The organism is Nonomuraea harbinensis (genome assembly GCF_019396385.1).
Taxonomy (GTDB): Bacteria; Actinomycetota; Actinomycetes; order Streptosporangiales; family Streptosporangiaceae; genus Nonomuraea; species Nonomuraea ferruginea.
The window spans coordinates 58,963-80,160 of sequence record NZ_JAHKRN010000041.1 but is presented as its reverse complement, the minus strand read 5'-3'; the positions used below and the strand labels follow the sequence as shown (position 1 = coordinate 80,160).

Annotated in this window: 18 protein-coding genes and 1 tRNA gene; 17 read left to right on the top strand and 2 right to left on the bottom strand. The window is 71.7% G+C overall.

Going from position 1 to position 21,198, the window contains the following annotated elements:
- From KME79_RS32705 to KME79_RS46595, 13 genes are all read left to right on the top strand, one after another.
- Positions 1-384, top strand: a 384-nt coding sequence (locus KME79_RS32705; protein ID WP_219548659.1) for a rod shape-determining protein MreD, incomplete at its 5' end; no start/stop codon positions are given.
- Positions 385-389: 5 nt separating this feature from the next.
- Positions 390-2,426, top strand: coding sequence for a penicillin-binding protein 2 (mrdA, locus tag KME79_RS32700; RefSeq protein ID WP_246640807.1), 2,037 nt, complete (start codon positions 390-392; stop codon positions 2,424-2,426).
- Positions 2,423-3,589, top strand: a complete 1,167-nt coding sequence (gene rodA, locus KME79_RS32695) for a rod shape-determining protein RodA (RefSeq protein WP_219548655.1) — start codon at positions 2,423-2,425, stop codon at positions 3,587-3,589. The genes mrdA and rodA overlap by 4 nt, the downstream gene beginning before the upstream one ends.
- 28 nt (positions 3,590-3,617) lie before the next feature.
- Positions 3,618-5,528: a TIGR03960 family B12-binding radical SAM protein gene (locus KME79_RS32690; protein WP_219548654.1), complete on the top strand. Its 1,911-nt coding sequence runs from the start codon at positions 3,618-3,620 to the stop codon at positions 5,526-5,528.
- A 166-nt stretch (positions 5,529-5,694) separates the two neighbouring features.
- Positions 5,695-6,447, top strand: coding sequence for a TIGR03936 family radical SAM-associated protein (locus tag KME79_RS32685; RefSeq protein ID WP_261808373.1), 753 nt, complete (start codon positions 5,695-5,697; stop codon positions 6,445-6,447).
- A 130-nt stretch (positions 6,448-6,577) separates the two neighbouring features.
- Positions 6,578-9,700, top strand: a complete 3,123-nt coding sequence (locus tag KME79_RS32680; RefSeq protein ID WP_246640793.1) for an Rne/Rng family ribonuclease — start codon at positions 6,578-6,580, stop codon at positions 9,698-9,700.
- A gap of 220 nt (positions 9,701-9,920) precedes the next feature.
- A complete protein-coding gene (gene rplU / locus KME79_RS32675) occupies positions 9,921-10,223 on the top strand; it encodes a 50S ribosomal protein L21 (RefSeq protein WP_148029977.1) in 303 nt (100 codons plus the stop codon).
- Positions 10,224-10,238: 15 nt separating this feature from the next.
- A complete protein-coding gene (gene rpmA / locus KME79_RS32670; RefSeq protein ID WP_068925700.1) occupies positions 10,239-10,496 on the top strand; it encodes a 50S ribosomal protein L27 in 258 nt (85 codons plus the stop codon).
- A gap of 277 nt (positions 10,497-10,773) precedes the next feature.
- Positions 10,774-12,126, top strand: coding sequence for a GTPase ObgE (gene obgE / locus KME79_RS32665; RefSeq protein ID WP_148029978.1), 1,353 nt, complete (start codon positions 10,774-10,776; stop codon positions 12,124-12,126).
- A 31-nt stretch (positions 12,127-12,157) separates the two neighbouring features.
- The gene (gene proB / locus KME79_RS32660; protein WP_372452504.1) at positions 12,158-13,273 is read left to right on the top strand and encodes a glutamate 5-kinase; all 1,116 of its coding nucleotides are present in this window, start codon (positions 12,158-12,160) and stop codon (positions 13,271-13,273) included.
- 232 nt (positions 13,274-13,505) lie between these two features.
- Entirely contained in the window at positions 13,506-14,789 is a 1,284-nt protein-coding gene (locus KME79_RS32655) for a glutamate-5-semialdehyde dehydrogenase (protein ID WP_148029980.1), read from the top strand.
- Positions 14,790-14,854: 65 nt separating this feature from the next.
- Positions 14,855-15,016 (top strand): hypothetical protein, encoded by a 162-nt coding sequence (locus KME79_RS32650; protein WP_219548650.1) that lies wholly within the window; start codon positions 14,855-14,857, stop codon positions 15,014-15,016.
- A gap of 100 nt (positions 15,017-15,116) precedes the next feature.
- A complete protein-coding gene (locus KME79_RS46595) occupies positions 15,117-17,252 on the top strand; it encodes a serine/threonine protein kinase (RefSeq protein ID WP_219548648.1) in 2,136 nt (711 codons plus the stop codon).
- A gap of 3 nt (positions 17,253-17,255) precedes the next feature.
- On the opposite strand, the gene KME79_RS32640 is transcribed toward KME79_RS46595, so the two are convergent.
- The gene (locus tag KME79_RS32640) at positions 17,256-18,269 is read right to left on the bottom strand and encodes a M48 family metallopeptidase (RefSeq protein WP_148029982.1); all 1,014 of its coding nucleotides are present in this window, start codon (positions 18,267-18,269) and stop codon (positions 17,256-17,258) included.
- Between the two features lie 96 nt (positions 18,270-18,365).
- On the opposite strand from KME79_RS32640, the gene nadD reads away from it, so the two are divergent.
- The 4 genes from nadD to KME79_RS32620 all read left to right on the top strand — a co-directional run bounded on the left by nadD (position 18,366) and on the right by KME79_RS32620 (position 20,295).
- A complete protein-coding gene (gene nadD / locus KME79_RS32635) occupies positions 18,366-18,983 on the top strand; it encodes a nicotinate-nucleotide adenylyltransferase (protein ID WP_148029983.1) in 618 nt (205 codons plus the stop codon).
- Between the two features lie 86 nt (positions 18,984-19,069).
- Positions 19,070-19,465: a ribosome silencing factor gene (gene rsfS, locus KME79_RS32630; protein ID WP_148029984.1), complete on the top strand. Its 396-nt coding sequence runs from the start codon at positions 19,070-19,072 to the stop codon at positions 19,463-19,465.
- Positions 19,462-20,103, top strand: coding sequence for a histidine phosphatase family protein (locus KME79_RS32625; RefSeq protein WP_219548647.1), 642 nt, complete (start codon positions 19,462-19,464; stop codon positions 20,101-20,103). Before rsfS ends, KME79_RS32625 begins: the two co-directional genes overlap by 4 nt.
- A 119-nt stretch (positions 20,104-20,222) precedes the next feature.
- Positions 20,223-20,295, top strand: a tRNA-Ala gene (locus KME79_RS32620).
- A gap of 47 nt (positions 20,296-20,342) precedes the next feature.
- On the opposite strand, the gene KME79_RS32615 is transcribed toward KME79_RS32620, so the two are convergent.
- Positions 20,343-21,161, bottom strand: a complete 819-nt coding sequence (locus KME79_RS32615; RefSeq protein ID WP_219548646.1) for an NAD(P)-binding domain-containing protein — start codon at positions 21,159-21,161, stop codon at positions 20,343-20,345.
- Positions 21,162-21,198: the final 37 nt, after the last annotated feature.

Here is a 21,198-nt window from a genome sequence, read left to right as displayed (position 1 = left end):
TCGCGTCCCCTCCCTCCGCGGCAGCACCGCGTCTCTCGGGTGGCGCGCGGGCCCGCCGCCGGGGCGGTGCTCGGGTTCGGGGCTGGGCTGCTCGTCGATCTCGCGCCGCCGACGGCGCACGTGGCGGGGCTGTACGCGTTCGTGTTCGCGCTGGTGGGCTATCTGGCCGGGCGGGGCGTGGGCAACAAGGTCGTCACCGTCGTGCTGTGCGTGCTGCTCGCGCCGCTGCTGGCCGCGGCCGTGAGCGGGCTGCTGTCCGACCCGCGGGTCACGGTCTCGACGCTCACCCAGCAGGTCCCGGTGACCGTGGCCTGCACGCTCATCGTCGCCCCCGTGGTGGTCTGGCTGGCTTCGCGTGGCGCGCGGGAGAGGCACCTGCTGTGAACCGCATGCGGACCCGGCTGCTCGTGGTGCAGGTGCTCGTGCTGGTGCTGCTCGCGGCGCTCGCCGTGCGGCTCTGGCAGGTGCAGGTCGTACGCGGCCCCGAGTTCGTCAACCGGGCGACCGAGACCCGTACCAGGACCGTCATCGTGCCCGCGGTGCGCGGGCAGATCCTCGACTCCTCGGGCCGCCCGCTGGTGCGCAACAAGTCCCGGCTGGTCGTCTCGGTCGACCGCAACAGGCTGGTGCGGATGCGCGACAGCGGGGTCAAGGTGCTGGGCAAGCTGTCGGAGGTGCTCAGCCGGCCCGTCTCGCAGCTGCAGAGGCGGATCACGCCCTGCGGTCCCGACGTGCCCAAGCCGTGCTGGACCGGCTCCCCGTACCAACCCGTGCCGCTCGACGAGAAGGTCGACACCCGCGAGGCGCTGCAGATCCTGGAGCAGCAGGAGAAGTTCCCCGCGGTGTCGGCGGAGATCCAGGCCATCAGGGAGTATCCCCTGGGTGAGGCCGGGGCGCAGATGTTCGGCTACCTGTCCCCGGTGACCGAGGCCGAGCTGGAGAAGCGGGTCGGGCTGAAGGCCACCTTCTCGGGCGTCGACCTGGCCGGGCGTGACGGTCTGGAGTACTTCTACGACGAGGAGCTGCGGGGCAAGGCCGGCATCCGCAGGGTGCAGGTCGACCGGATGGGCAAGCCGCTCGGGGTGGAGAAGGAGGTGCCGTCCGTCGCCGGCCACCACCTGGTGACCAGCATCGACGCGCGCATCCAGGCGGTCACCGAGCGGGCGCTGCAGAAGGCGATGAAGTCCGCGCCCGCCGCCGACGGGGGCGCGGCGGTGGTGCTCGACGCGCGCACCTCGCGGGTGCTAGCGATGTCCAGCGCGCCCGGTTACAACCCGTCCGTGTGGGCGGGCGGCATCTCCGCGCGCACCTACCGCCACCTGCTGTCGGAGAAGTCCGGCAAGCCGCTGACGTCGCGGGCGATCAACGGCCAGTTCGCGCCCGGATCGACGTTCAAGGTGTCGTCCGTGGCCTCGATGCTGCGGGCCGGATACCCGCTCGACGGCCAGTACAGCTGCCCCGGCTCCGTCATGATCGGCGACCGTGCCTTCAACGGCTTCCGCGGCATCCCGCTCGGCACGCTCACCCTCCACACGGCGCTGGTGAAGTCGTGCGACACGATCTTCTACAAGGCCGCGTACGACCAGTACCTGAAGGACGGCGGGCGGACGCCGAAGAAGCACGTCGCCGAGGTGTTCGCCAACACCGCCAGGAAGTTCGGGTTCGGCGCGCCCACCGGTGTCGACCTGCCGGGCGAGTCGCACGGGCGCATCCCCGACCGCCGCTGGAAGAAGGAGACCTGGGCGCTGACCAGCGGCGAGAACTGCAAGCGGGCGCAGACCGGCTATCCCGAGGTCAAGGACGGCGCCCGGGCGGCGTTCCTCAAGCGGCTGGCGCACGAGAACTGCGCCGAGGGGTTCATCCTGCGGCCGGGCGACTCGGCCAACTTCAGCATCGGTCAGGGGGACGTGCTGGTGACGCCGCTGCAGCTGGCTCGCGCGTACGCGGCGCTCGTCACCGACGGCAAGGTGCGCAGCCCGCGGATCGGCTGGGCGATGGTGCGGCCGGACGGGAAGGTGGTCAAGACCATTCCCGTGCCTGTCGTCGGCAGGCTCCCGGTGACGGAGAAGGAGCGGCGCTACATCAAGAACGCCCTCAGCCAGGTCCCCTCCGACGGCACCGCGGCCGGGGCCTTCGCCGGTTTCCCCATGGACCAGGTGGCGATCGGCGGCAAGACGGGCACGGCGGAGGTGTGGGGCAAGCAGGACACCTCCTGGTTCGCCTCGTTCGCGCCGACCCGTAACCCGCGGTTCGTCGTGGTCGTCATGGTCTCCCAGGGCGGGTTCGGCGCGGAGACCGCCGCGCCCGCCGCCCGTGAGATCTACGAGGGCATCTTCGGCATCAAACGGCCGGCCGCGGTGCGGGATGGCAAGCCGGTGTCGGAGCTGCCGACGTTCCGGCCCGACGGGACGGTGGTGCCAGGATGACCGGTGGTGCGCTGGCGGCGGGGCGGCGGCCGTTCACCCGCAGGGTGTTCGGGCCGGAGTCGGCGGTGTGGCGGCTGGACGTGGTGATGCTGGTCGCCGTGGCCGCGCTGCTGGTCCTCGGCTCCCTGCTCGTCTGGTCGTCCACGCGGACGTGGGCGCCCGGCTCCACCGGGCTGCTGTGGAAGCACCTGTTGAACCAGGTGATCGGGGTGGCGCTGTGCCTCGCGGTCGCGATGACCGACTACCGGGCGGTGCGGGCGTACGCGCCGGTGGTCTACCTGGTCTCGCTCGTCGGGCTGGGGCTCGTGCTGACGCCTCTGGGCGCGACCATCAACGGGTCCCACTCGTGGATCCTGCTCGGCGGCGGATTCGCGGTGCAGCCGTCGGAGTTCGCCAAGGTCGGCCTGGTGCTGATCACGTCCATGCTGCTGGCCCAGCCGGTCGAGGGCACCGACCGGCCGCGCGGCCTGGACGTGCTGCTGGCGCTGGTGGCCGCCGGGATCACGCTGGTGCTGGTGATGCTCCAGCCCGACCTCGGCACCGCGCTCGTGCTGGCCGCCGTCACGGCCTCCGCCATGATCATCTCCGGGGTGCGCAAGCGGCTGATCGCCCTGTTCACGCTCATCGGCGCCGCCGGGATCTTCTGCGTCTTCTTCTTCGACGTGCTGGAGCCCTACCAGGTGGCCCGGTTCACCGCGTTCGTCGATCCGAGCGTCGACCCGCGCGGCGTCGGCTACAACAGCACCCAGTCACTGATCGCGATCGGCTCCGGGCAGCTGTTCGGCAAGGGGCTGCTCGGGGGCGGGCAGACCACCGGCCGGTTCGTGCCGGAGCAGCACACCGACTTCATCTTCACCGTGGCGGGCGAGGAGTTCGGCTTCCTCGGCTCGGTCACCCTGGTGGCGCTGCTCGGCCTGGTGCTGCTGCGCGGGCTGTGGATCGCGCGGCACTGCAAGGACCGGTTCGGCACGCTGATGGCGGGCACGATCGTGTGCTGGTTCACCTTCCAGATGTTCGTGAACGTCGGCATGACCATCGGCATCATGCCCATCACCGGGCTGCCGCTGCCGTTCGTCTCCTACGGCGGCACCTCCACCTTCGCCAACCTCATCGGGGTCGGGTTGCTGCAGGCCATCCACGTGAGGCAGCGTGCGTTCGGCTGAACGGCCAGGCGCCGCTACCCTGGGTCGTATGACTGCGGAGTCGATTTTCCCTCGCCTGGAACCGCTGCTGCCCAAGGTGCAGAAGCCGATCCAGTACGTCGGGGGTGAGCTCAACTCGACGGTCAAGGAGTGGGACTCCGCCGACGTGCGCTGGGCGCTGATGTACCCCGACGCCTACGAGGTGGGGCTGCCCAACCAGGGCGTGGCCATCCTGTACGAGATCCTCAACGAGCTGCCCGCGACCCTGGCCGAGCGCACCTACGCGGTCTGGCCGGATCTCGAGGCGCTCATGCGGGCCGAGGGCGTGCCGCAGTTCACGGTCGACGCCCACCGGCCGGTGCGCGCGTTCGACGTGTTCGGCGTCTCCTTCTCGACCGAGCTCGGCTACACCAACATGCTGACCGCGCTCGACCTGGCCGGGATCCCGCTGGTGGCCGCCGAGCGTGGCGACGACGACCCGATCGTGCTCGCAGGCGGCCACGCCGCCTTCAACCCCGAGCCGATCGCCGACTTCCTCGACGCGGCCGTGCTCGGCGACGGCGAGCAGATCGCGATCGCCATCACCGAGGTCATCCGCGAGTGGAAGGACGAGGGCAGGCCCGGCGGGCGCGACGAGCTGCTCATGCGCCTGGCCGAGTCCGGCGGCGTCTACGTGCCCAGGTTCTACGACGTCGACTACCACCCCGACGGCCGCATCAAGCGGGTCGCGCCCAACCGTCCCGACGTGCCGTGGCGGGTCCACAAGCACACCGTCATGGACCTCGACGAGTGGCCCTACCCGAAGAAGCCGCTGGTGCCGCTGGCCGAGACCGTGCACGAACGCTTCAGCGTGGAGATCTTCCGCGGCTGCACCCGCGGCTGCCGGTTCTGCCAGGCCGGCATGATCACCCGTCCGGTGCGGGAGCGGTCGATCACCACGGTCGGCGCCATGGTGAAGCAGGGCATCGAGGAGTCCGGCTTCAACGAGGTCGGGCTGCTGTCGCTGTCGTCCGCCGACCACAGCGAGATCGGCGACCTGGCCAAGGGCCTGGCCGACCGCTACGAGGGCACCAACACCTCGCTGTCGCTGCCCTCGACCCGGGTCGACGCGTTCAACATCGACCTGGCCAACGAGTTCTCCCGCAACGGGCGGCGCTCCGGCCTCACCTTCGCCCCCGAGGGCGGCTCCGAGCGCATGCGCAAGGTGATCAACAAGATGGTCACCGAGGAAGACCTCATCCGCACCGTCACCGCCGCCTACTCCCAGGGCTGGCGGCAGGTGAAGCTCTACTTCATGTGCGGGCTGCCCACCGAGACCGACGAGGACGTGCTCGGCATCGCCGACCTGGCCAAGAAGGTCATCAAGGCGGGCCGCGAGGCCACCGGGTCGCGCGACATCCGCTGCACCGTCTCCATCGGCGGCTTCGTGCCCAAGCCGCACACCCCGTTCCAGTGGGCGGGCCAGGCCGACCACGAGACCGTCGACCGGCGGCTCAAGGCGCTGCGCGACTCGCTGCGCCGCGACAAGGAGTACGGCCGGGCCATCGGCTACCGCTACCACGACGGCAAGCCGTCCATCGTGGAGGGCCTGCTGTCGCGCGGCGACCGCCGGGTCGGCGCCGTCATCCGCGCGGTCTGGGAAGACGGCGGACGCTTCGACGGCTGGAGCGAGCACTTCTCCTACGAACGATGGATGGCCGCCGCCGAGCGGGCCGGCGTCGACGTCGACTGGTACACCACGCGCGAGCGCGAGGAGAACGAGGTCCTGCCCTGGGACCACCTCGACGCCGGGCTCGACCGCGAGTGGCTCTGGCAGGACTGGCAGGACGCCGTCTCGGGCGGCGAGGTCGAAGACTGCCGCTGGACCCCGTGCTACGACTGCGGCGTCTGCCCCACCATGGGCACCGAGATTCAGATCGGTCCGACGGGCCGCAAACTCCTTCCGCTCACGGTCGTCTGACGACGCGCCGGGTGCGCGGCCGGTGTCTCGCCGTACATGATCCTGTACACGCGGGTGCCCGGGCGGCTTATCCTGAGAGAAGAAACTCTTACAAGGGAAGGACGACAAGGCACTGAAACCTGTTCCCGACGGGCCACCGCCCGCGCCCACGGTGCAGCGCCTGCGTGTGCGCTACGCCAAGCGCGGACGCCTGCGCTTCACCAGCCACCGCGACATCTCGCGGGCCGTCGAGCGTGCGGTCCGTCGTGCCGGTATTCCGGTGGCCTACAGTGCGGGCTTCTCGCCACATCCGAAGATCTCCTACGCGGGAGCAGCGCCGACCGGCGTTGCCAGCGAAGCCGAATACCTCGAGATCGGCGTCACCACGCCGTGCGATCCCCGGCAGGTCAAGACCGACCTCGACGGATCGCTGCCGCCGGGCCTTGACGTGCTCGACGTCGTCGAGGCCGGCCCCGGCGCGCTGGCCGACCGCCTGGAGGTCTCCGAGTGGGAGGTGCGGCTGCCCGGCGCCGACCGCGAGCACGCCGAAGAGGCGGTGCAGAAGTTCCTCGCGGCCGGCCACGTGGAGGTCGAGCGCCTCACCAAGAAGGGGCCGCGGCGCTTCGACGCGCGCGAGGCCGTGCTGAGGCTCACGGTGCCGGAGGGAACAGGGAGAACAGCAGCTCAGGTGCCCGGACAGTCGTGTGTCATACTGCGCATGGTTGTTCGGCACATGACTCCTGCCGTTCGACCCGACGATGTGCTCACAGGGCTGCGCCTTGTGGCCGACTTCGCGCCGCCGGTCCCCCCCGAGGTGACCAGGCTGGCGCAGGGGCCACTCGACGCCGGCACCGGTGCACTTGCCGACCCGCTCGACCTGGACCGCGATACGACGCGCGGCGGCGAGGCGGGACCGGCGGGTGAGCACGTCGCCGGTTAAGGGGAGCGCCCCATGGGGTGTGACCGGCAGACAGGACTTGGCGCCACGCCTCCGGGTGTGGCGGACAACGAGACACGATGCTCCTGCGCGGCGCGGCGACGCGCCCGGGGGCTGACGGGAGAGCGCCCGCATGCTCGACGAGAACGAGCCCAACGCCGGGGCCAATGGCCCTGACGGGGAGACAACAGAACAGTCCCAGGTGACCAGGCGCCGCGGCGCGGCCAAGAGGCCGGCGGGGCCCCCGCCGGAGATCCCTGAGGAGAAGCCCTCCGCCCCGGTCACCGTCCCGGCCGCCCAGGCCGCGCCGTCGGTGACCGAAGGGCGGCCGCTGCCCAGTGTGGCGGCGCAACGCGCGGCCGGAGAGCCCGGCGAGGTCGTCGCCGCGCCGGCTCCGGTGAGCCCGGCCGAGGAGGCGGCCGCCGCCGTCGAGGAGGCCAAGCCCAAGCGCACCACGCGGACCCGGTCGACGGCCACGACGACCCGGCGCCGCAAGAAGACCGCCGACGAGGCGGAGACCGGTGCGTCCGGCGTCCCCGAGACCCCGGACGCGGCCGTCGGCGCCCCCGACGCCCAGGTGCCTGCCAATGGCGCTGAGGCGGCCCGTGGCGAGGCGGTCGCGGCCTCCGGCACCGAGACCCCTGGCGCGGCTGAGGTGAGCGGGGCCGCGGTCTCCGGCGCCGGTGCGCCGGGCGAGGCCGCCGAGCCGGAAGCGCCCGCGAAGCGGCGCCGGTCCCGTAAGAAGGCCGAGCCGGAGATCGAGGCGGGAGAGCCCGCTGCGACGGGCGCTGACCGCGCGGGCACCGCTACGGCGGGAGCCGACCGTGCGGGTGCCACTACGGCGGGCGCTGACCGTGCGGGTGCCGACCGTGCGGGCGCTGCTCGTACGGGTGAGGTCCGTGACGATGCTGCCCGTGCGGGTGGTGCCGGGGTCGGGTCCGCTGAGTCGCGCGTCGAGCCGGGTGTGGCCGCGCAGGTGGCCGCGGGGGCCGGGGAGGCCGCGGCAGAGCGTGACGGGTCCGCCGATGAGCAGGAGGAGATTCTCGAGATCCTGCCCGAGGACGAGCCGCTCGACGACGAGCCCGCCGGGGAGGACCTCGACGAGGACGACATCAAGGTCAACCTGCTGGCCGACCCGTTCGGGCTGGCCGCCCGCAGGCGGGACGAGGCCGGAGGTTCCGCCTTCCGGCGCCCGGCGGCCATCTTCGCGCCGCTGTTCCAGGCGCCCGACCCCACGCAGGCGCAGCCCGTACGGCCGGTGGAGCCGGAGCCCGAGCCTGAGGTGGAGGCGCACGACGAGAGCGCCGAGGTCACCGCCGAGGACGACACCGACATCGACACCGACGGCGACGCCGACACCTCCGACGACCAGGAGGAGACCGGTGGCCGGCGCCGTCGCCGCAGGCGCGGCGGGCGCGGGCGCGGCAAGTCACGCGAGCGTGACGAGAACGACGAGGGCGACGACTCCGACGAGGAGGGCCAGGAGGAGGCGTCCGAGGAGTCCCAGGACGAGTCCGGCTCCAGCTCGCGCCGCCGCCGTCGCCGTCGCCGCCGCGGCGCTGACGACGACACGGCCGACACGACGCCCGACGACCCGCCGAACACGGTGGTGCGCATCCGCGCCCCGCGCTCCGGCCGGGCGGCCGCCCACGACACCTCCGCCGACGGCGTGCAGAGCGTGCGCGGCTCCACCCGCCTGGAAGCCAAGAAGCAGCGCCGGCGCGAGGGCCGCGAGCTGGGCCGCCGACGTCCGCCGATCATCACCGAGTCGGAGTTCCTGGCCCGCCGTGAGTCCGTCGACCGGATGATGGTGGTGCGACGCCAGGGCGACCGCACGCAGATCGCGGTGCTGGAGGACGGCATCCTCGTCGAGCACTACGTCAACCGCGAGGCCAGCCAGTCCTACGTCGGCAACGTCTACCTCGGCAAGGTGCAGAACGTGCTGCCGTCGATGGAGGCCGCGTTCGTCGACGTCGGCAAGGGGCGCAACGCCGTCCTGTACGCGGGCGAGGTCAACTTCGACACCGCCGGCCTGGAGGGGCAGCCCAAGCGGATCGAGTCGGCGCTGAAGTCCGGCCAGTCGGTGCTGGTGCAGGTCACCAAGGACCCGATCGGCCACAAGGGCGCCCGCCTGACCTCGCAGATCAGCCTGCCCGGCCGCTACCTGGTGTACGTGCCCGACGGGTCGATGACCGGCATCAGCCGCAAGCTCCCCGACAAGGAGCGCACCCGGCTCAAGAGCATCCTGAAGAAGGTCATGCCGGAGAACGCCGGCGTGATCGTCCGTACGGCCGCGGAGGGCGCCTCGGAGGAGGAGCTGGCCCGCGACGTCGCCCGCCTGTCGGCGCAGTGGGAGAACATCCGCAAGAAGGCCAAGTCGGCCAGCCCGCCCGAGCTGCTGTCGGCCGAGCCCGACCTGACCATCCGGGTGGTGCGCGACGTCTTCAACGAGGACTTCAGCTCGCTGGTCGTGCAGGGCGAGGACGCCTGGGAGACGGTCGACGAGTACGTCAAGTACGTCGCGCCGCACCTGGCCGAGCGGCTGACGAAGTGGGACGGCGGCCAGGGCGACGTGTTCGAGTCGTACCGGATCGACGAGCAGCTCGCCAAGGCGATGGAGCGCAAGGTGTGGCTGCCGAGCGGCGGCTCGCTGGTGATCGACCGGACCGAGGCGATGACCGTCGTCGACGTCAACACCGGCAAGTTCACCGGCCAGGGCGGCAACCTCGAGGAGACCGTCACCCGCAACAACCTGGAGGCGGCCGAGGAGATCGTGCGCCAGCTCCGGCTGCGCGACATCGGCGGCATCATCGTCATCGACTTCATCGACATGGTGCTGGAGTCCAACCGCGACCTGGTGCTGCGGCGCATGCTGGAGTGCCTGGCCCGCGACCGGACCAAGCACCAGGTGGCCGAGGTGACCTCGCTGGGGCTGGTCCAGATGACCCGTAAGCGGGTCGGTCAGGGCCTGCTGGAGGCGTTCTCGACGCCGTGCGACTGCTGCAACGGGCGGGGCCTGATCGTCTCCACGGAGCCGGTCGAGAGCAAGCCGGAGCCGCGCGGCACGCAGGGCAAGATGGCGGTCGAGAAGGCGGTCTCCGACAAGATGGGCGACAAGGTCTCCGCGGCCAAGGACACGGGGAACCGTGATACGGTGACCGGTGCGCTTGACGATGTCCCGCATGAGGACGACCACGGCGGCCAGTCTTCCGGCAGGGGGCGGCGACGTTCCCGCCGAGCCAAGTCCGCCGAGTGACCGCTTGGCGGGCGATCCGATGAATCGTCCGGTTCGCCAGGGGCACGGATCATCCGGTACCCTAGTGGATCGGTGCGCTAGGTGGCGTGCCCTGTTGGCGCGCCCCTCGGTTCGTCGGTTTCGGACGAGCCGGAGGTCGGGCGCAGCATTCGGAGGCAGCGGTCGTCCCGCTCGGGGCGCCGGTGTATCGACAACAGCTAGTCAGTAGAAGGGTTCCGCGGTGTACGCGATCGTTCGTTGCGGCGGCAGGCAGCAGAAGGTCTCCGTCGGTGACGTCCTCGAGGTGGACAAGGTCGCCGGCGAGGTCGGCTCTTCGGTTTCGCTGCCGACGGTGCTCGTCGTCAACGACGGCGATGTGACCACGGAGGCGGGCCGGTTCACGGTCAACGCCGAGATCCTCGGTGAGACCAAGGGTCCGAAGATCCGCATTCTCAAATACAAGAACAAGACCGGTTACAAGAAGCGCCAGGGTCACCGTCAGCGGTACACCCAGGTGAAGATCACCGGTATCGACCAGGCCTGATCGGGAGTTTGAGAGATGGCACACAAGAAGGGCGCGTCGTCCACCCGCAACGGCCGCGACTCCAACGCTCAGCGCCTGGGCGTCAAGCGCTTCGGCGGCCAGCTGGTCAACGCCGGCGAGATCATCGTCCGCCAGCGCGGCACCCACTTCCACCCGGGTGACAACGTCGGCCGTGGCGGCGACGACACCCTGTTCGCGCTGACCGCCGGTCACGTCCAGTTCGGCACCAAGCGCGGTCGCCGCGCCGTGAGCATCGTCCCCGTCGCGGAGTAAATCTCCGTCGCGAGGGGTTGAGACAAGGGGTGGATCGCCTGCCGATCCACCCCTTGTCCCGTTGTACGACTCCTTCCGTGGAAGGGCCGGTTTTGTGGCCGGTCCCGTGTGGAGGGCTCGGTCGTACGGCCGGATCCTCGTACGGGGGAGCGGCCGATCGGCGGGGCACCTCTGCGGAGCCCGTTCGTCTGAGGGGGCGGAGGTACCCGTTTCCTGAGGGTGCTCGGCTGGATGTGATGGTGTGCCCGTACGCGGGCCTATGGAGGAGAAGAGCTGAATGCCGGACTTCGTGGACCAGGTGATCCTGCATGTCAGGGCCGGTGACGGGGGGAACGGCTGCGCCTCCATCCACCGGGAGAAGTTCAAGCCGCTCGGCGGCCCCGACGGCGGCAACGGCGGGCGGGGCGGGGACGTCATCCTGGAGGTCGACCCCAACACCGCCACCCTGCTCGACTACCACCGCCGCCCGCACCGCAAGGCCGGCAACGGCAAGCAGGGGCAGGGCTCCAACCGCGACGGCGCCAACGGGGGCGACGTGGTGCTGCCGGTACCGAACGGCACCGTGGTCAAGGACGCGGCGACCGGTGAGGTGCTCATCGACCTGGTCGGCGCCGGCACCCGTTACGTGATCGCCGGCGGCGGCCACGGCGGCCTCGGCAACGCCGCGCTGGCCAGCACCAAGCGGAAGGCGCCCGGGTTCGCGCTGCTGGGCGAGCCGGGCGACGCGCTGGACGTGATGCTGGAGCTGAAGAGCGTCGCCGACGTGGCGCTGGTCGGCTTCCCCAGCGCGGGCAAGTCGTCGCTGATCGCCGCACTCAGCGCGGCCAAGCCGAAGATCGCCGACTACCCGTTCACCACCCTGATCCCCAACCTGGGCGTGGTCACCGCGGGCGACAACGTGTTCACCGTGGCCGACGTGCCCGGCCTGATCCCCGGTGCGTCCGAGGGCAAGGGGCTCGGCCACGAGTTCCTGCGCCACGTCGAGCGGTGCGACATGCTCGTGCACGTCATCGACTGCGCCACCATGGAGCCGGGCCGCGACCCCGTCACCGACTACGAGGTGATCGAGGCGGAGCTGCACGCCTACGGCAAGCTGGAGGACCGGCCGCGCATGGTCGTGCTCAACAAGGCCGACGTGCCCGACGCCCGTGACCTGGCCGACCTCGTACGGCCCGAGTTCGAGGAGCGCGGGCTGCGGGTGTTCACCGTGTCGGCGGCGGCCCACGAAGGGCTGCGCGAGCTCACGTACGCGATGGGCGAGTGGGTGGCCGCAGCCCGCGCCGCCAAGCCCGTCGAGGAGCCGACCAGGCTCGTCATCAGGCCCAAGCAGCTCGGCGAGGCCGGGTTCAAGGTGCGCAAGGTCAACGACGACCTGTTCCAGGTGACCGGCGAGAAGCCGGAGCGGTGGATCAGGCAGACCGACTTCAGCAACGACGAGGCCGTCGGCTACCTGGCCGACCGGCTGGAGCGGCTCGGCGTCGAGGAGGAGCTCGCCAAGGCCGGCGCCACCGCCGGGGTCGAGGTGGTGATCGGGCCGATGGAGGGCGGTTACATCTTCGACTGGCAGCCGACGCTGAACGCCGAGGCGGTCCGCCAGGGGCCGCGCGGCACCGACAGCCGCCTCGGATAAACCGTTTGGCGGGCTCGGATAGGGTTTGGACGTGCGGGAACAGATCGGTTCAGCGTCGAAGGCCGTCGTCAAGATCGGCTCATCGTCGCTCACGACCCCCCAGGGCATGATCGACGTCGACCGGGTCGACGCCCTCGTCGACGTGCTCGCCGCGCGCCGCCGGGCCGGCACCCAGCTCGTGCTGGTGTCGTCGGGCGCCATCGCGGCGGGCCTGGGCCCGCTCGGGCTGCCCGCGCGACCGCGCGACCTGGCCACGCAGCAGGCGGCGGCGTCCGTCGGGCAGGGCGTGCTGGTCGCCCGCTACACCTCCTCCTTCGCCCGGTACGGGCTGCGCGTCGGCCAGGTGCTGCTGACCGCCGACGACATGATGCGGCGCACCCACCACGTCAACGCCCAGCGCACCCTCGACCGGCTGCTGGAGCTCGACATCGTGCCCATCGTCAACGAGAACGACACCGTCGCCACCGACGAGATCCGCTTCGGTGACAACGACCGGCTGGCCGCGCTGGTCAGCCATCTCATCCGGGCCGACGCGCTGATCCTGCTGTCCGACGTCGACGCGCTCTACGACGGCCCGCCGAGCCGGCCGGGCGCGCGGCGGCTGGCGGAGATCCGCGGGCCCGAGGACCTGGTCGGCGTCCAGCTCGGCAAGGGCGGCGCCGTCGGCACCGGCGGCATGATCACCAAGGTCCAGGCGGCCAGGATCGCCACCGGCGCGGGCGTGCCGGTCGTGCTGACCGCCGCCGCCCACGCCGCGCACGCGCTGGCCGGAGACGACGTCGGCACCTTCTTCCATCCGCAGGGCCGCCATCCGGGCACGCGCCTGCTGTGGCTGGCCCACGCCACCACCGGGCGCGGCCGGCTCCACCTCGACGCCGGCGCGGTCGAGGCCGTCGTCACCCGCCGCAAGTCCCTGCTGCCGGCCGGGGTGACCTCCGTCGAGGGCGAGTTCGCCGCCGGCGACCCGGTCGACCTGTGCGGACCACGCGGCCGCGTGGTGGCACGCGGCCTGGTCAACTTCGACGCGATGGAGATCCCAGGCCTCCTCGGCCGCTCCACCCGCGACCTGGCCACCGAACTAGGCCCGGAATACGAACGCGAACTGATCCACCGAGACGACATCGTCATACTGGAACCCCAAAGCTGACCGGAATACTGGAGTCCCAAGGCCGACCGGAACACAAAGTCCCAAGGCTGACTGGATAACAGAGTCCCACGGCTGACACACGAAGGGCCCGTCCGGTTTTGCGAAGGGCTCGCCTCGCTCTGGACTGAGGAACGCAGGGAGCGAAGCGACCGGAGTGACGAGGGAAGAGCGAGGCTTGAGGAGCCCTTCGCCGCGGAGCGCAGCGGAGCAATCAAACGGAGAGCAAATAAGCATGAACACAGAGTTCCTGAAGGTCGCCCACGCGGCACGAGAGGCCGCCGCCGAGCTGGCCCCGCTGCCGCGGGCGCCCAAGGACCGGGCCCTGCGCGCCGTCGCCGACGCCCTGGTGGCGCATGCCGCCGAGATCGTCGAGGCCAACGCCGCGGACGTGGAGCAGGCCAGGGCGCAGGGCACCGCCGAGGCCATGATCGACCGGCTGCGGCTCGACGAGGGCCGGGTGGCCGCCATCGCCGAGGCCGTGCGCCAGGTGGCCGACCTGCCCGACCCGGTGGGCGAGGTGGTGCGCGGCTCGACCCTGCCCAACGGGCTGGAACTGCGTCAGCTCAGGGTGCCGCTCGGTGTCATCGGCATCATCTACGAGGGCCGCCCCAACGTCACCGTCGACGCCGCCGCGCTCTGCCTCAAGAGCGGCAACGCGGTGCTGCTGCGCGGCTCCTCCAGCGCCTACAGCTCCAACACCGCCCTGGTGAAGGTGATGCAGGAGGCGCTGGCCGCCACCGAGGTGCCGTCCGGGGCCGTACAGCTCGTGCCGGGCCTCACCCGCGACTCGGTGAAGACGCTGATGCGCGCCCGCGGGCTGGTCGACGTGCTCATCCCGCGCGGCGGCGCGTCGCTGATCAACTCGGTCGTGGAGGAGTCCACCGTCCCGGTCATCGAGACCGGCACGGGCAACTGCCACGTGTACGTCGACGCCGGCGCCGACCTCGACCTGGCCGTGGAGATCCTGGTCAACGCCAAGGCGCAGCGGCCGTCGGTGTGCAACGCGGCCGAGACGTTCCTGGTGCACGCCGACGCGGCCGACGCGTTCGTGCCCCGGGCGCTGGAAGCGCTGAAGGCGGCCGGGGTGACCGTCCACGGCGACGCGCGCGTGGCCCGCTACGGCGACGACGTGGTGCCGGCCACCGAGGACGACTTCACCGCCGAGTACCTCTCGCTCGACATCGCGGCGGCGGTCGTCGACTCGCTGGAGGACGCGGTGGCCCACATCCGGCGTTACGGGTCCGGCCACACCGACGCCATCGTCACCCGGTCCCAGCAGGCGGCCCGGCGGTTCGTGTCGCTGGTCGACTCGGCCGCGGTGGCGGTCAACGCCTCGACCCGGTTCACCGACGGCGGGGAGTTCGGGTTCGGCGCCGAGATCGGCATCTCCACGCAGAAGCTGCACGCGCGCGGGCCGATGGGCCTGCCCGAGCTGACCTCCACCAAGTGGGTCTACACAGGCGAGGGCCAGCTGCGCACCGCCGAGGGCACGGTCATCGCCAAGTCAGGACAGTGACGTGATCGGGTCGCGGGCGGCGTGTCGGCGCCCGCGGCCCCGCGCGCGCCTCCTTGACTGGGCGCATGGAGATCGTCATCGCCCTCGCGTTCGCGGCCGCCGTGCTGTTCGGCGCCGACCGGCTGATGCTCTGGCTGGAGAGCCACGGTCACGTCAACTGGCGCAGGAAGGGGCACAGGGATCTCGGGCGCGAGCCCAGGGCCGAGCTCGACAAGCTGCTGTCGTGATCGGAGTCGGCAGATAGAAGTTTCGGCGTGCCTCAGGCGTCCACACCTTTCACAGCGCTAGGGTTGTGTCCCTTATGGGCGCGCCGAGCGGGGAGGGACGGTGAGCAAGCTCGGCAAGGTCGGGCCGTACACCCTGCTCGAGAGGCTCGGCCGGGGTGGCATGGGCGAGGTCTACCTCGCCAGCGCCCGCCGTGGCGAGCGCGTCGCGGTCAAGGTCCTGCACGACCTGACCGAGAACGACGCCGCACGCATCCGGCTCGAACGCGAGGTCCGGGCACTGCGCCGGGTCGAGAGCCCTTATGTCGCGCGCGTGCTCGACGCCGACCTGTCCTGCGACCGTCCCTATCTGGTGATGGAGCACATCGAGGGTGTCACCCTGCTGGAGCGGGTGCGCCAGGACGGGGCCCTCGACCTGGCGGAGCTGGTACGGCTCGCGCAGGGCATCGCCGCGGCCCTGGCCATCATCCACGCCGCCGGGGTGGTGCACCGCGACCTCAAGCCGGCCAACATCATCATGGGCGCCGGCGGGCCGGTGCTCATCGACTTCGGCATCGCCCAGGTGCACGACGCCACCCGGCTCACCCTGACCGGCACCTTCCTCGGCACCCCCGGCTACACCGCCCCGGAGATCTTCGCCGACGAGCAGGTCGACTCGCCCGCCGATGTGCACGCGTGGGCGGCGACGGTGGCGTTCGCGGCGACCGGACGGCCCGCGTTCGGGCGGGGGACCGCCGAGGCGCAGATGTACGCGGTGCTCAACGGGCAGGCGGACCTCAAGGGCGTGCCGGTGGAGCTGCTGCCGCTGGTGCGGGCGGCGCTCAACCGGGAGCCGCGCAAGCGGCCCACCGCCGCGTTGCTGGCCGACCGGCTGGCCCGGCTGGTCAAGGCGAGCGGTCTCGACGACCCGGACGCCGGCGCCGGTGAGCCGGGGGACGCCTCGCGCCCCGGGGGCAACGTCCCGTCGCCCCGCGGCCGTGGCTCCGAGCCGGCGGCTCGGGGGCGTTCCGGAGAGGTGCCCGCGCCGCGCGGGCGTTCAGGCGACAGCGTGCCGCCTCGGTCCCGCACAGGTGAAGGGGCGGCGTCGCGTGCTGAGGGAGGACGCGGGCGTTCGGGAGACAGCGTGCCGCCGCGGTCCCGTGCGGGTGAGGTGGCCGCGCGTGCGGAGGGGGCGCGCGGGCGTTCGGCTGACAGTGCGCCGTCGCGGTCTCGTACGGGTGAGGCGGCTGCGCGTGCCGACGGGGCGCGGGGGCGTGCCGGAGAGGTGCCCGCGCCGCGCGGGCGCGCGGCGGACGAGGGGACGGGCCGGGGCCGGGCCGACGGGACCGCCGGGCGTGGGCGGGCTGACGGCGCCGCGGGACGGGGGAAGAGCGACGGGGCCGCCGGGCGCGGGCGGGCCGACGGCGCTGTGGGGCATGGGAAGACCGACGGGGCCGCCGGGCGTGGGCGGGCCGACGGGGCCGCGGGGCGCGGGAAGAGCGACGGGACGACCGGGCGCGGGCGGGGTGAGGCTGTGGCCGCGACGGGGGCCGCGGCCGCCGGGACCGGGGGGCGGGGCAGGGCCGGTGATGGCGCCGGGCGGCGGGCCGTGGAGACGGCCGCGGGGCGCGGGCGGAGCGGCGAGGGCGCCGTGCGGGCCAGGGCGCAGACGGCGGCGCGGACCCGCACGAGGACGCAGAGCGTGGCCAAGGGCGTCAAGAGCAGGGCCGAAGGGACCACCACGCTGCCTGCCGGGAACACGGCGCTGCTGCTGCTCGCCATCCTGGCCGTGCCGTGCGTGGTGGCGTCGGTGATGTGGCCGATCGCCTCCATCGGCATCACGGCCGTGTTCGTGGTGCTGACCAGGGCGCTGTGGATGAGCCACTGGATGGTGCGCAACCACGCCGAAGGGTGGCTGCGGGCCACCATGAGGGCGGTGACGCTTCCGTTCGCGCTGTCCGGAGCGCTGGCCAGCGCCGCCGTCTGGCCGGGGGCGCCCGTGGCCGTCGCGGCCGGCGGAGCGCTGTGGATCACCGGCGGCGGTCACATCGACTCGACCTGGTGGCAGCAGCCCGCTCCGGTCACCGCCGCCGCCGTGGTGTTCGGCATGCTGTGCGGCGGCATCACCGGGCGCGAGATCGAGCGGGTCGGCGCCCGGCTGCCCGAGCTGCGCAGGGAAGGGCTGCGCGCACTGGCCGTGCTGGGCGGGTTCGTCGCCCTGTGCGCGGCTGCCGTGCGCGCGATCGCCCTGCTGCTGTGACGGTCAGCCGTCGCGGCGCGCGAACCGGTTGAAGATCCGCTCGCCGGCGTTGACCGCGCCCTCGGCCACGTCGCGGAGCACGCCGATGAACGGGTCCTGGGACTCCGACCAGGACCTGCGGTAGGACTCGGCGGCGGCCTTCACCTCTTCGCTGACGCGGGCGTTGGGGTCGTCCTCGCGGCGCGGGTAGTCGCCGCCGATGATGCGGTCGTACTCGCCGCTGCGCTGCCACTTGTCGAGCTCGGCCACGCGGACCACGGCGAACGGGTGGGTGGTGCCGAGCAGGTTGAGCACCTTGAGGAAGCCGTCGCGCAGGTCGCCGGCGGTGTCGTACTCGGCGTACTGCTCCAGGAACGCCTCGATGTTCATCTCGTGCGTGTAGTCGCCGCCGGCGAGCTTCATCAGCGCGCGCTTGGCGGCCTCCGGGTCCTGGCCGGTGAGCAGGCCGCCGCGGTCGGAGGACAGCTCGGACTTCCGGTACCACTCCTCCAGGCCGGCCACGATCGCGCGCAGGCCGATGTAGCCGAGCGGGATCCAGGCGACGCGGGCCGCGAGGCGGGTGAGGATGTCGAGCATCGTCCGGTAGACGGCGTGGCCCGACAGGATGTGGGACGTCTCGTGGCCGATGACGAAGCGCTGCTCCTCCTCGTTCATGAGGTTGAGCAGGCCGGTGGTCACGACGATGAACGGGTCGTCGAAGCCGATGGCCTTGGCCTGGACCTGCGGGTCCTGCTGGACGTAGATCTCCGGGATCCGGTGCAGGTCGAGGACGTAGGCGGCGTCACGGCCCATGTCGTAGAGGGAGCGGAACTGGGTCTCGCTCACCCGCACGGCAGAGGCGAGGTACATGAGGCGAAGGCGCCGCTCGCTGACTAGGCCGGACATCTGCTTGAGAACCGTGTCGAACCCGCTCAACTTGCGCAGAGCGACCAGAGCCGACCGGTCTGCGGGGTGTTCGTAGGCACGGGACGAGATGCCGGGCAGTTGGACGCGGCTGCGGTCCGGGGTGGTCGTCATGCCCGGCATGCTACGTCCGCGACGGGAGGTATGCGCGGCCATCGTGAAGGGGGGTGCCGTGATGTCTTGTGGAGGCTTCCGCGTAAGGTCCGTTTCATGATGAACGCGCCTGGTATGCAGGGGAAGCGACGCGTGGGAGTCATGGGCGGCACGTTCGACCCGATCCACCACGGGCACCTGGTCGCCGCCAGCGAGGCGGCCCATCATTTCGAGCTCGACGAGGTCGTGTTCGTGCCCACCGGCAGGCCGTACCAGAAGTCGGAGCGCGAGGTGTCCGCGCCCGAGGACCGCTACCTGATGACCGTCATCGCGACCGCGTCGAACCCGCGCTTCTCCGTCAGCAGGGTGGACATCGACCGCCCCGGGCCCACGTTCACCATCGACACCCTGCGCGACATCTCGGAGATCTACGGGCCGCAGGTTGAGCTGTTCTTCATCACCGGCGCCGACGCGCTCGGCGCCATCCTCGACTGGCAGAACGCCGACGAGCTCTTCCAGCTGGCCCACTTCGTCGGCTGCACCAGGCCGGGGCACCACCTGCACGACCCCGGGCTGCCCGAGGGCAGGGTGACGCTGCTGGAGATCCCGGCGCTGGCCATCTCGTCGTCGGAGTGCAGGCAGCGCGTGGCCAAAGGGGAGCCGATCTGGTATCTCGTGCCCGACGGGATCGTCCAGTACATCAACAAGCGCGACCTCTACCGCTCGCACGAGTGAAGTAGTGCCGTACGTGGGGCAGGACGGCCGTAACGGGTACCCTCCATATAGGGCATGTTGCCGACTCAGGAGGTCCGACCCGCACCGTGACAGCATCTGACACCGCCGTCCAGCTCGTGCGCATCGCCGCCGAGGCCGCCGCCGACAAGCTGGCCGAAGACATCCTCGCCTACGACGTCAGCGAGCAGCTCGTCATCACCGACGCCTTCCTGCTCTGCTCCGCCACCAACGACCGCCAGGTCCGCGCCATCGTCGACGAGATCGAGGAGAGGCTGCGCACCGAGGCCGACGCCAAACCGGTGCGCCGCGAGGGCGAGCGCGAGGGCCGCTGGGTCCTCCTCGACTACATGGACATCGTCGTGCACGTCCAGCACGAGGAAGACCGCACCTTCTACGCCCTGGAGCGGCTGTGGAAGGACTGCCCGGCCATTTCCCTGCCGGAGAGCGTCATGCAGGCCAACATCCAAAGGGCCCGCACTTGAGCAGACGCATCGTCTGCCTCCGTCATGGGCAGACCCTGTGGAACGTCGAACACCGTTTCCAGGGCCATTCCGACATCCCGCTCGACGAGACCGGCCAGGCCCAGGCGGCCAGGGCGGCGTCCCTGCTCGCCTCGCTGCGGCCGACTCTCATCGTGTCCTCCGACCTCCGGCGGGCCAACGACACCGCCCTCGCCCTCGGCCGCGTCACCGGCATCGAGGTGGCCGTCGACAAGGACTTCCGCGAGCGGGGCGGCGGCGAGTGGGAGGGCCTGACCCGCCAGGAGATCGCCGAACGCTGGCCGCGCGAGTACGTCGCCTGGGAGGCCCCCGGCGGCGAGGCCGTGACCGACGTCGCCGTCCGGGTCGCCGCCGCCATGCGGCGCTGGGCGGCCAAGCTCGACGACGACGGGCTGCTCGTCGTGGCCTCCCACGGCGCGGCGCTGCGGCTCGGCATCTGCGAGCTGCTCAGGCTGCCGCTGGAGCTGTGGTCCGCCATCGGCGGGCTGGGCAACTGCTCGTGGTCCGTGCTCCACGAGGGGCGCAGCGGCTGGCGCCTGCTGGAGCACAACGCCGGCACCCTCCCCGAGCCGATCAGCAGCGACGACAGCCCCGACGCCGAGGGGCGCCAACCGGCGTGAGCGGCCGCTCGCGTCACGCGGGCGGCTGTCTCTTTCGCCGTTCCGGGTACGGGCGTGCGATTAGGCGAATCGCCGGGATGGCTATATGCTCTCGGAGGCCCGCTCGCGAGCGGTGATCAGGGGCTATGGCGCAGTTGGTAGCGCGCCTCCATGGCATGGAGGAGGTCTGGGGTTCGAATCCCCATAGCTCCACAGACGATGCCCCGCCCTAACGGCGGGGCATTTTCGTGTCTCCGGCCTCAGTGGGCGAACGCGAATCCCGCCGCCCGGAGCCTGGCCGAGCTCACCGGCACGGCCGGCGTCCTGATCTCGCCGCGGAAGGTCAGCGGCGGCCACCCTCCGGCGGCGCAGATCTCGCCGAACACCTCCGCGTTCGTCCGGGGCGCGACGGCATCGGGGACGGCGTTGTAGATCCCCGTCAGTCCCTCGCCGACGACGAAGCCGAGGGCGGCGGCCGCGTCCCTGTAGTCGATCCGGTAGAGCAGCGCCTCGGCGGAGAAGGGGACGCTCCCGCCCAGCATCTCGTGGGCGAGCTTCACCCGCGCCGGGTAGTCCATGTCACGCGGATGCCCGTACACGTCGGGGATGCGCACGACCGCCCCGCCGGCCGTGGCGAGCACGGCGGCCTCGGCGGCGGCGAAGTTGCGCGGGGAGGCGTCGGGATCGCCGGTCACGGGCGTGTCCTCGTCCACCACGGCTCCCGTGCCGGCGCCGTAGACGGACACGGAGCTGGTGAAGACCACGCGGGGATGCGTCTCGACGGCGGTGCGGGCGCTGGCGGTCAGCGTGTCCGCGTACTCGGCGACCCGCTGGGCGGCGTCGAAGGAACGGGTCAGGCGCGGGCTCACGGTCAGGACGACCGCGTCGGCCTCCTCGACCACCCGCTGGACGGCCGCCCGGTCGCTGCCCCGCAGGACCGCCACGTCCGAGCACACCTCCCGGAGCTCGCCGACGCGGCCGGGCGTGGTGGTGGTGCCGGTCACCCGGTGGCCCGCGGCGGTCCAGCGGCGGGCCAGCTCCATGCCGACGTTGCCGCAACCGATGATCACATAACGCACGTCACGACCTCCTGAGGGAAACGCTGTTTCACTTTGC

Excerpts from the sequence above, each read along its gene's own strand:
- mrdA (WP_246640807.1), top strand. The coding sequence starts at position 390 with ATGCGGACCCGGCTGCTCGTGGTGCAGGTGCTCGTGCTGGTGCTGCTC.
- rodA (WP_219548655.1), top strand. The coding sequence starts at position 2,423 with ATGACCGGTGGTGCGCTGGCGGCGGGGCGGCGGCCGTTCACCCGCAGG.
- KME79_RS32690 (WP_219548654.1), top strand. The coding sequence starts at position 3,618 with ATGACTGCGGAGTCGATTTTCCCTCGCCTGGAACCGCTGCTGCCCAAG.
- KME79_RS32680 (WP_246640793.1), top strand. The coding sequence starts at position 6,578 with ATGCTCGACGAGAACGAGCCCAACGCCGGGGCCAATGGCCCTGACGGG.
- rpmA (WP_068925700.1), top strand. The coding sequence starts at position 10,239 with ATGGCACACAAGAAGGGCGCGTCGTCCACCCGCAACGGCCGCGACTCC.
- obgE (WP_148029978.1), top strand. The coding sequence starts at position 10,774 with ATGCCGGACTTCGTGGACCAGGTGATCCTGCATGTCAGGGCCGGTGAC.
- KME79_RS32655 (WP_148029980.1), top strand. The coding sequence starts at position 13,506 with ATGAACACAGAGTTCCTGAAGGTCGCCCACGCGGCACGAGAGGCCGCC.
- KME79_RS32650 (WP_219548650.1), top strand. The coding sequence starts at position 14,855 with ATGGAGATCGTCATCGCCCTCGCGTTCGCGGCCGCCGTGCTGTTCGGC.
- KME79_RS32640 (WP_148029982.1), bottom strand. The coding sequence starts at position 18,269 with ATGACGACCACCCCGGACCGCAGCCGCGTCCAACTGCCCGGCATCTCG.
- nadD (WP_148029983.1), top strand. The coding sequence starts at position 18,366 with ATGATGAACGCGCCTGGTATGCAGGGGAAGCGACGCGTGGGAGTCATG.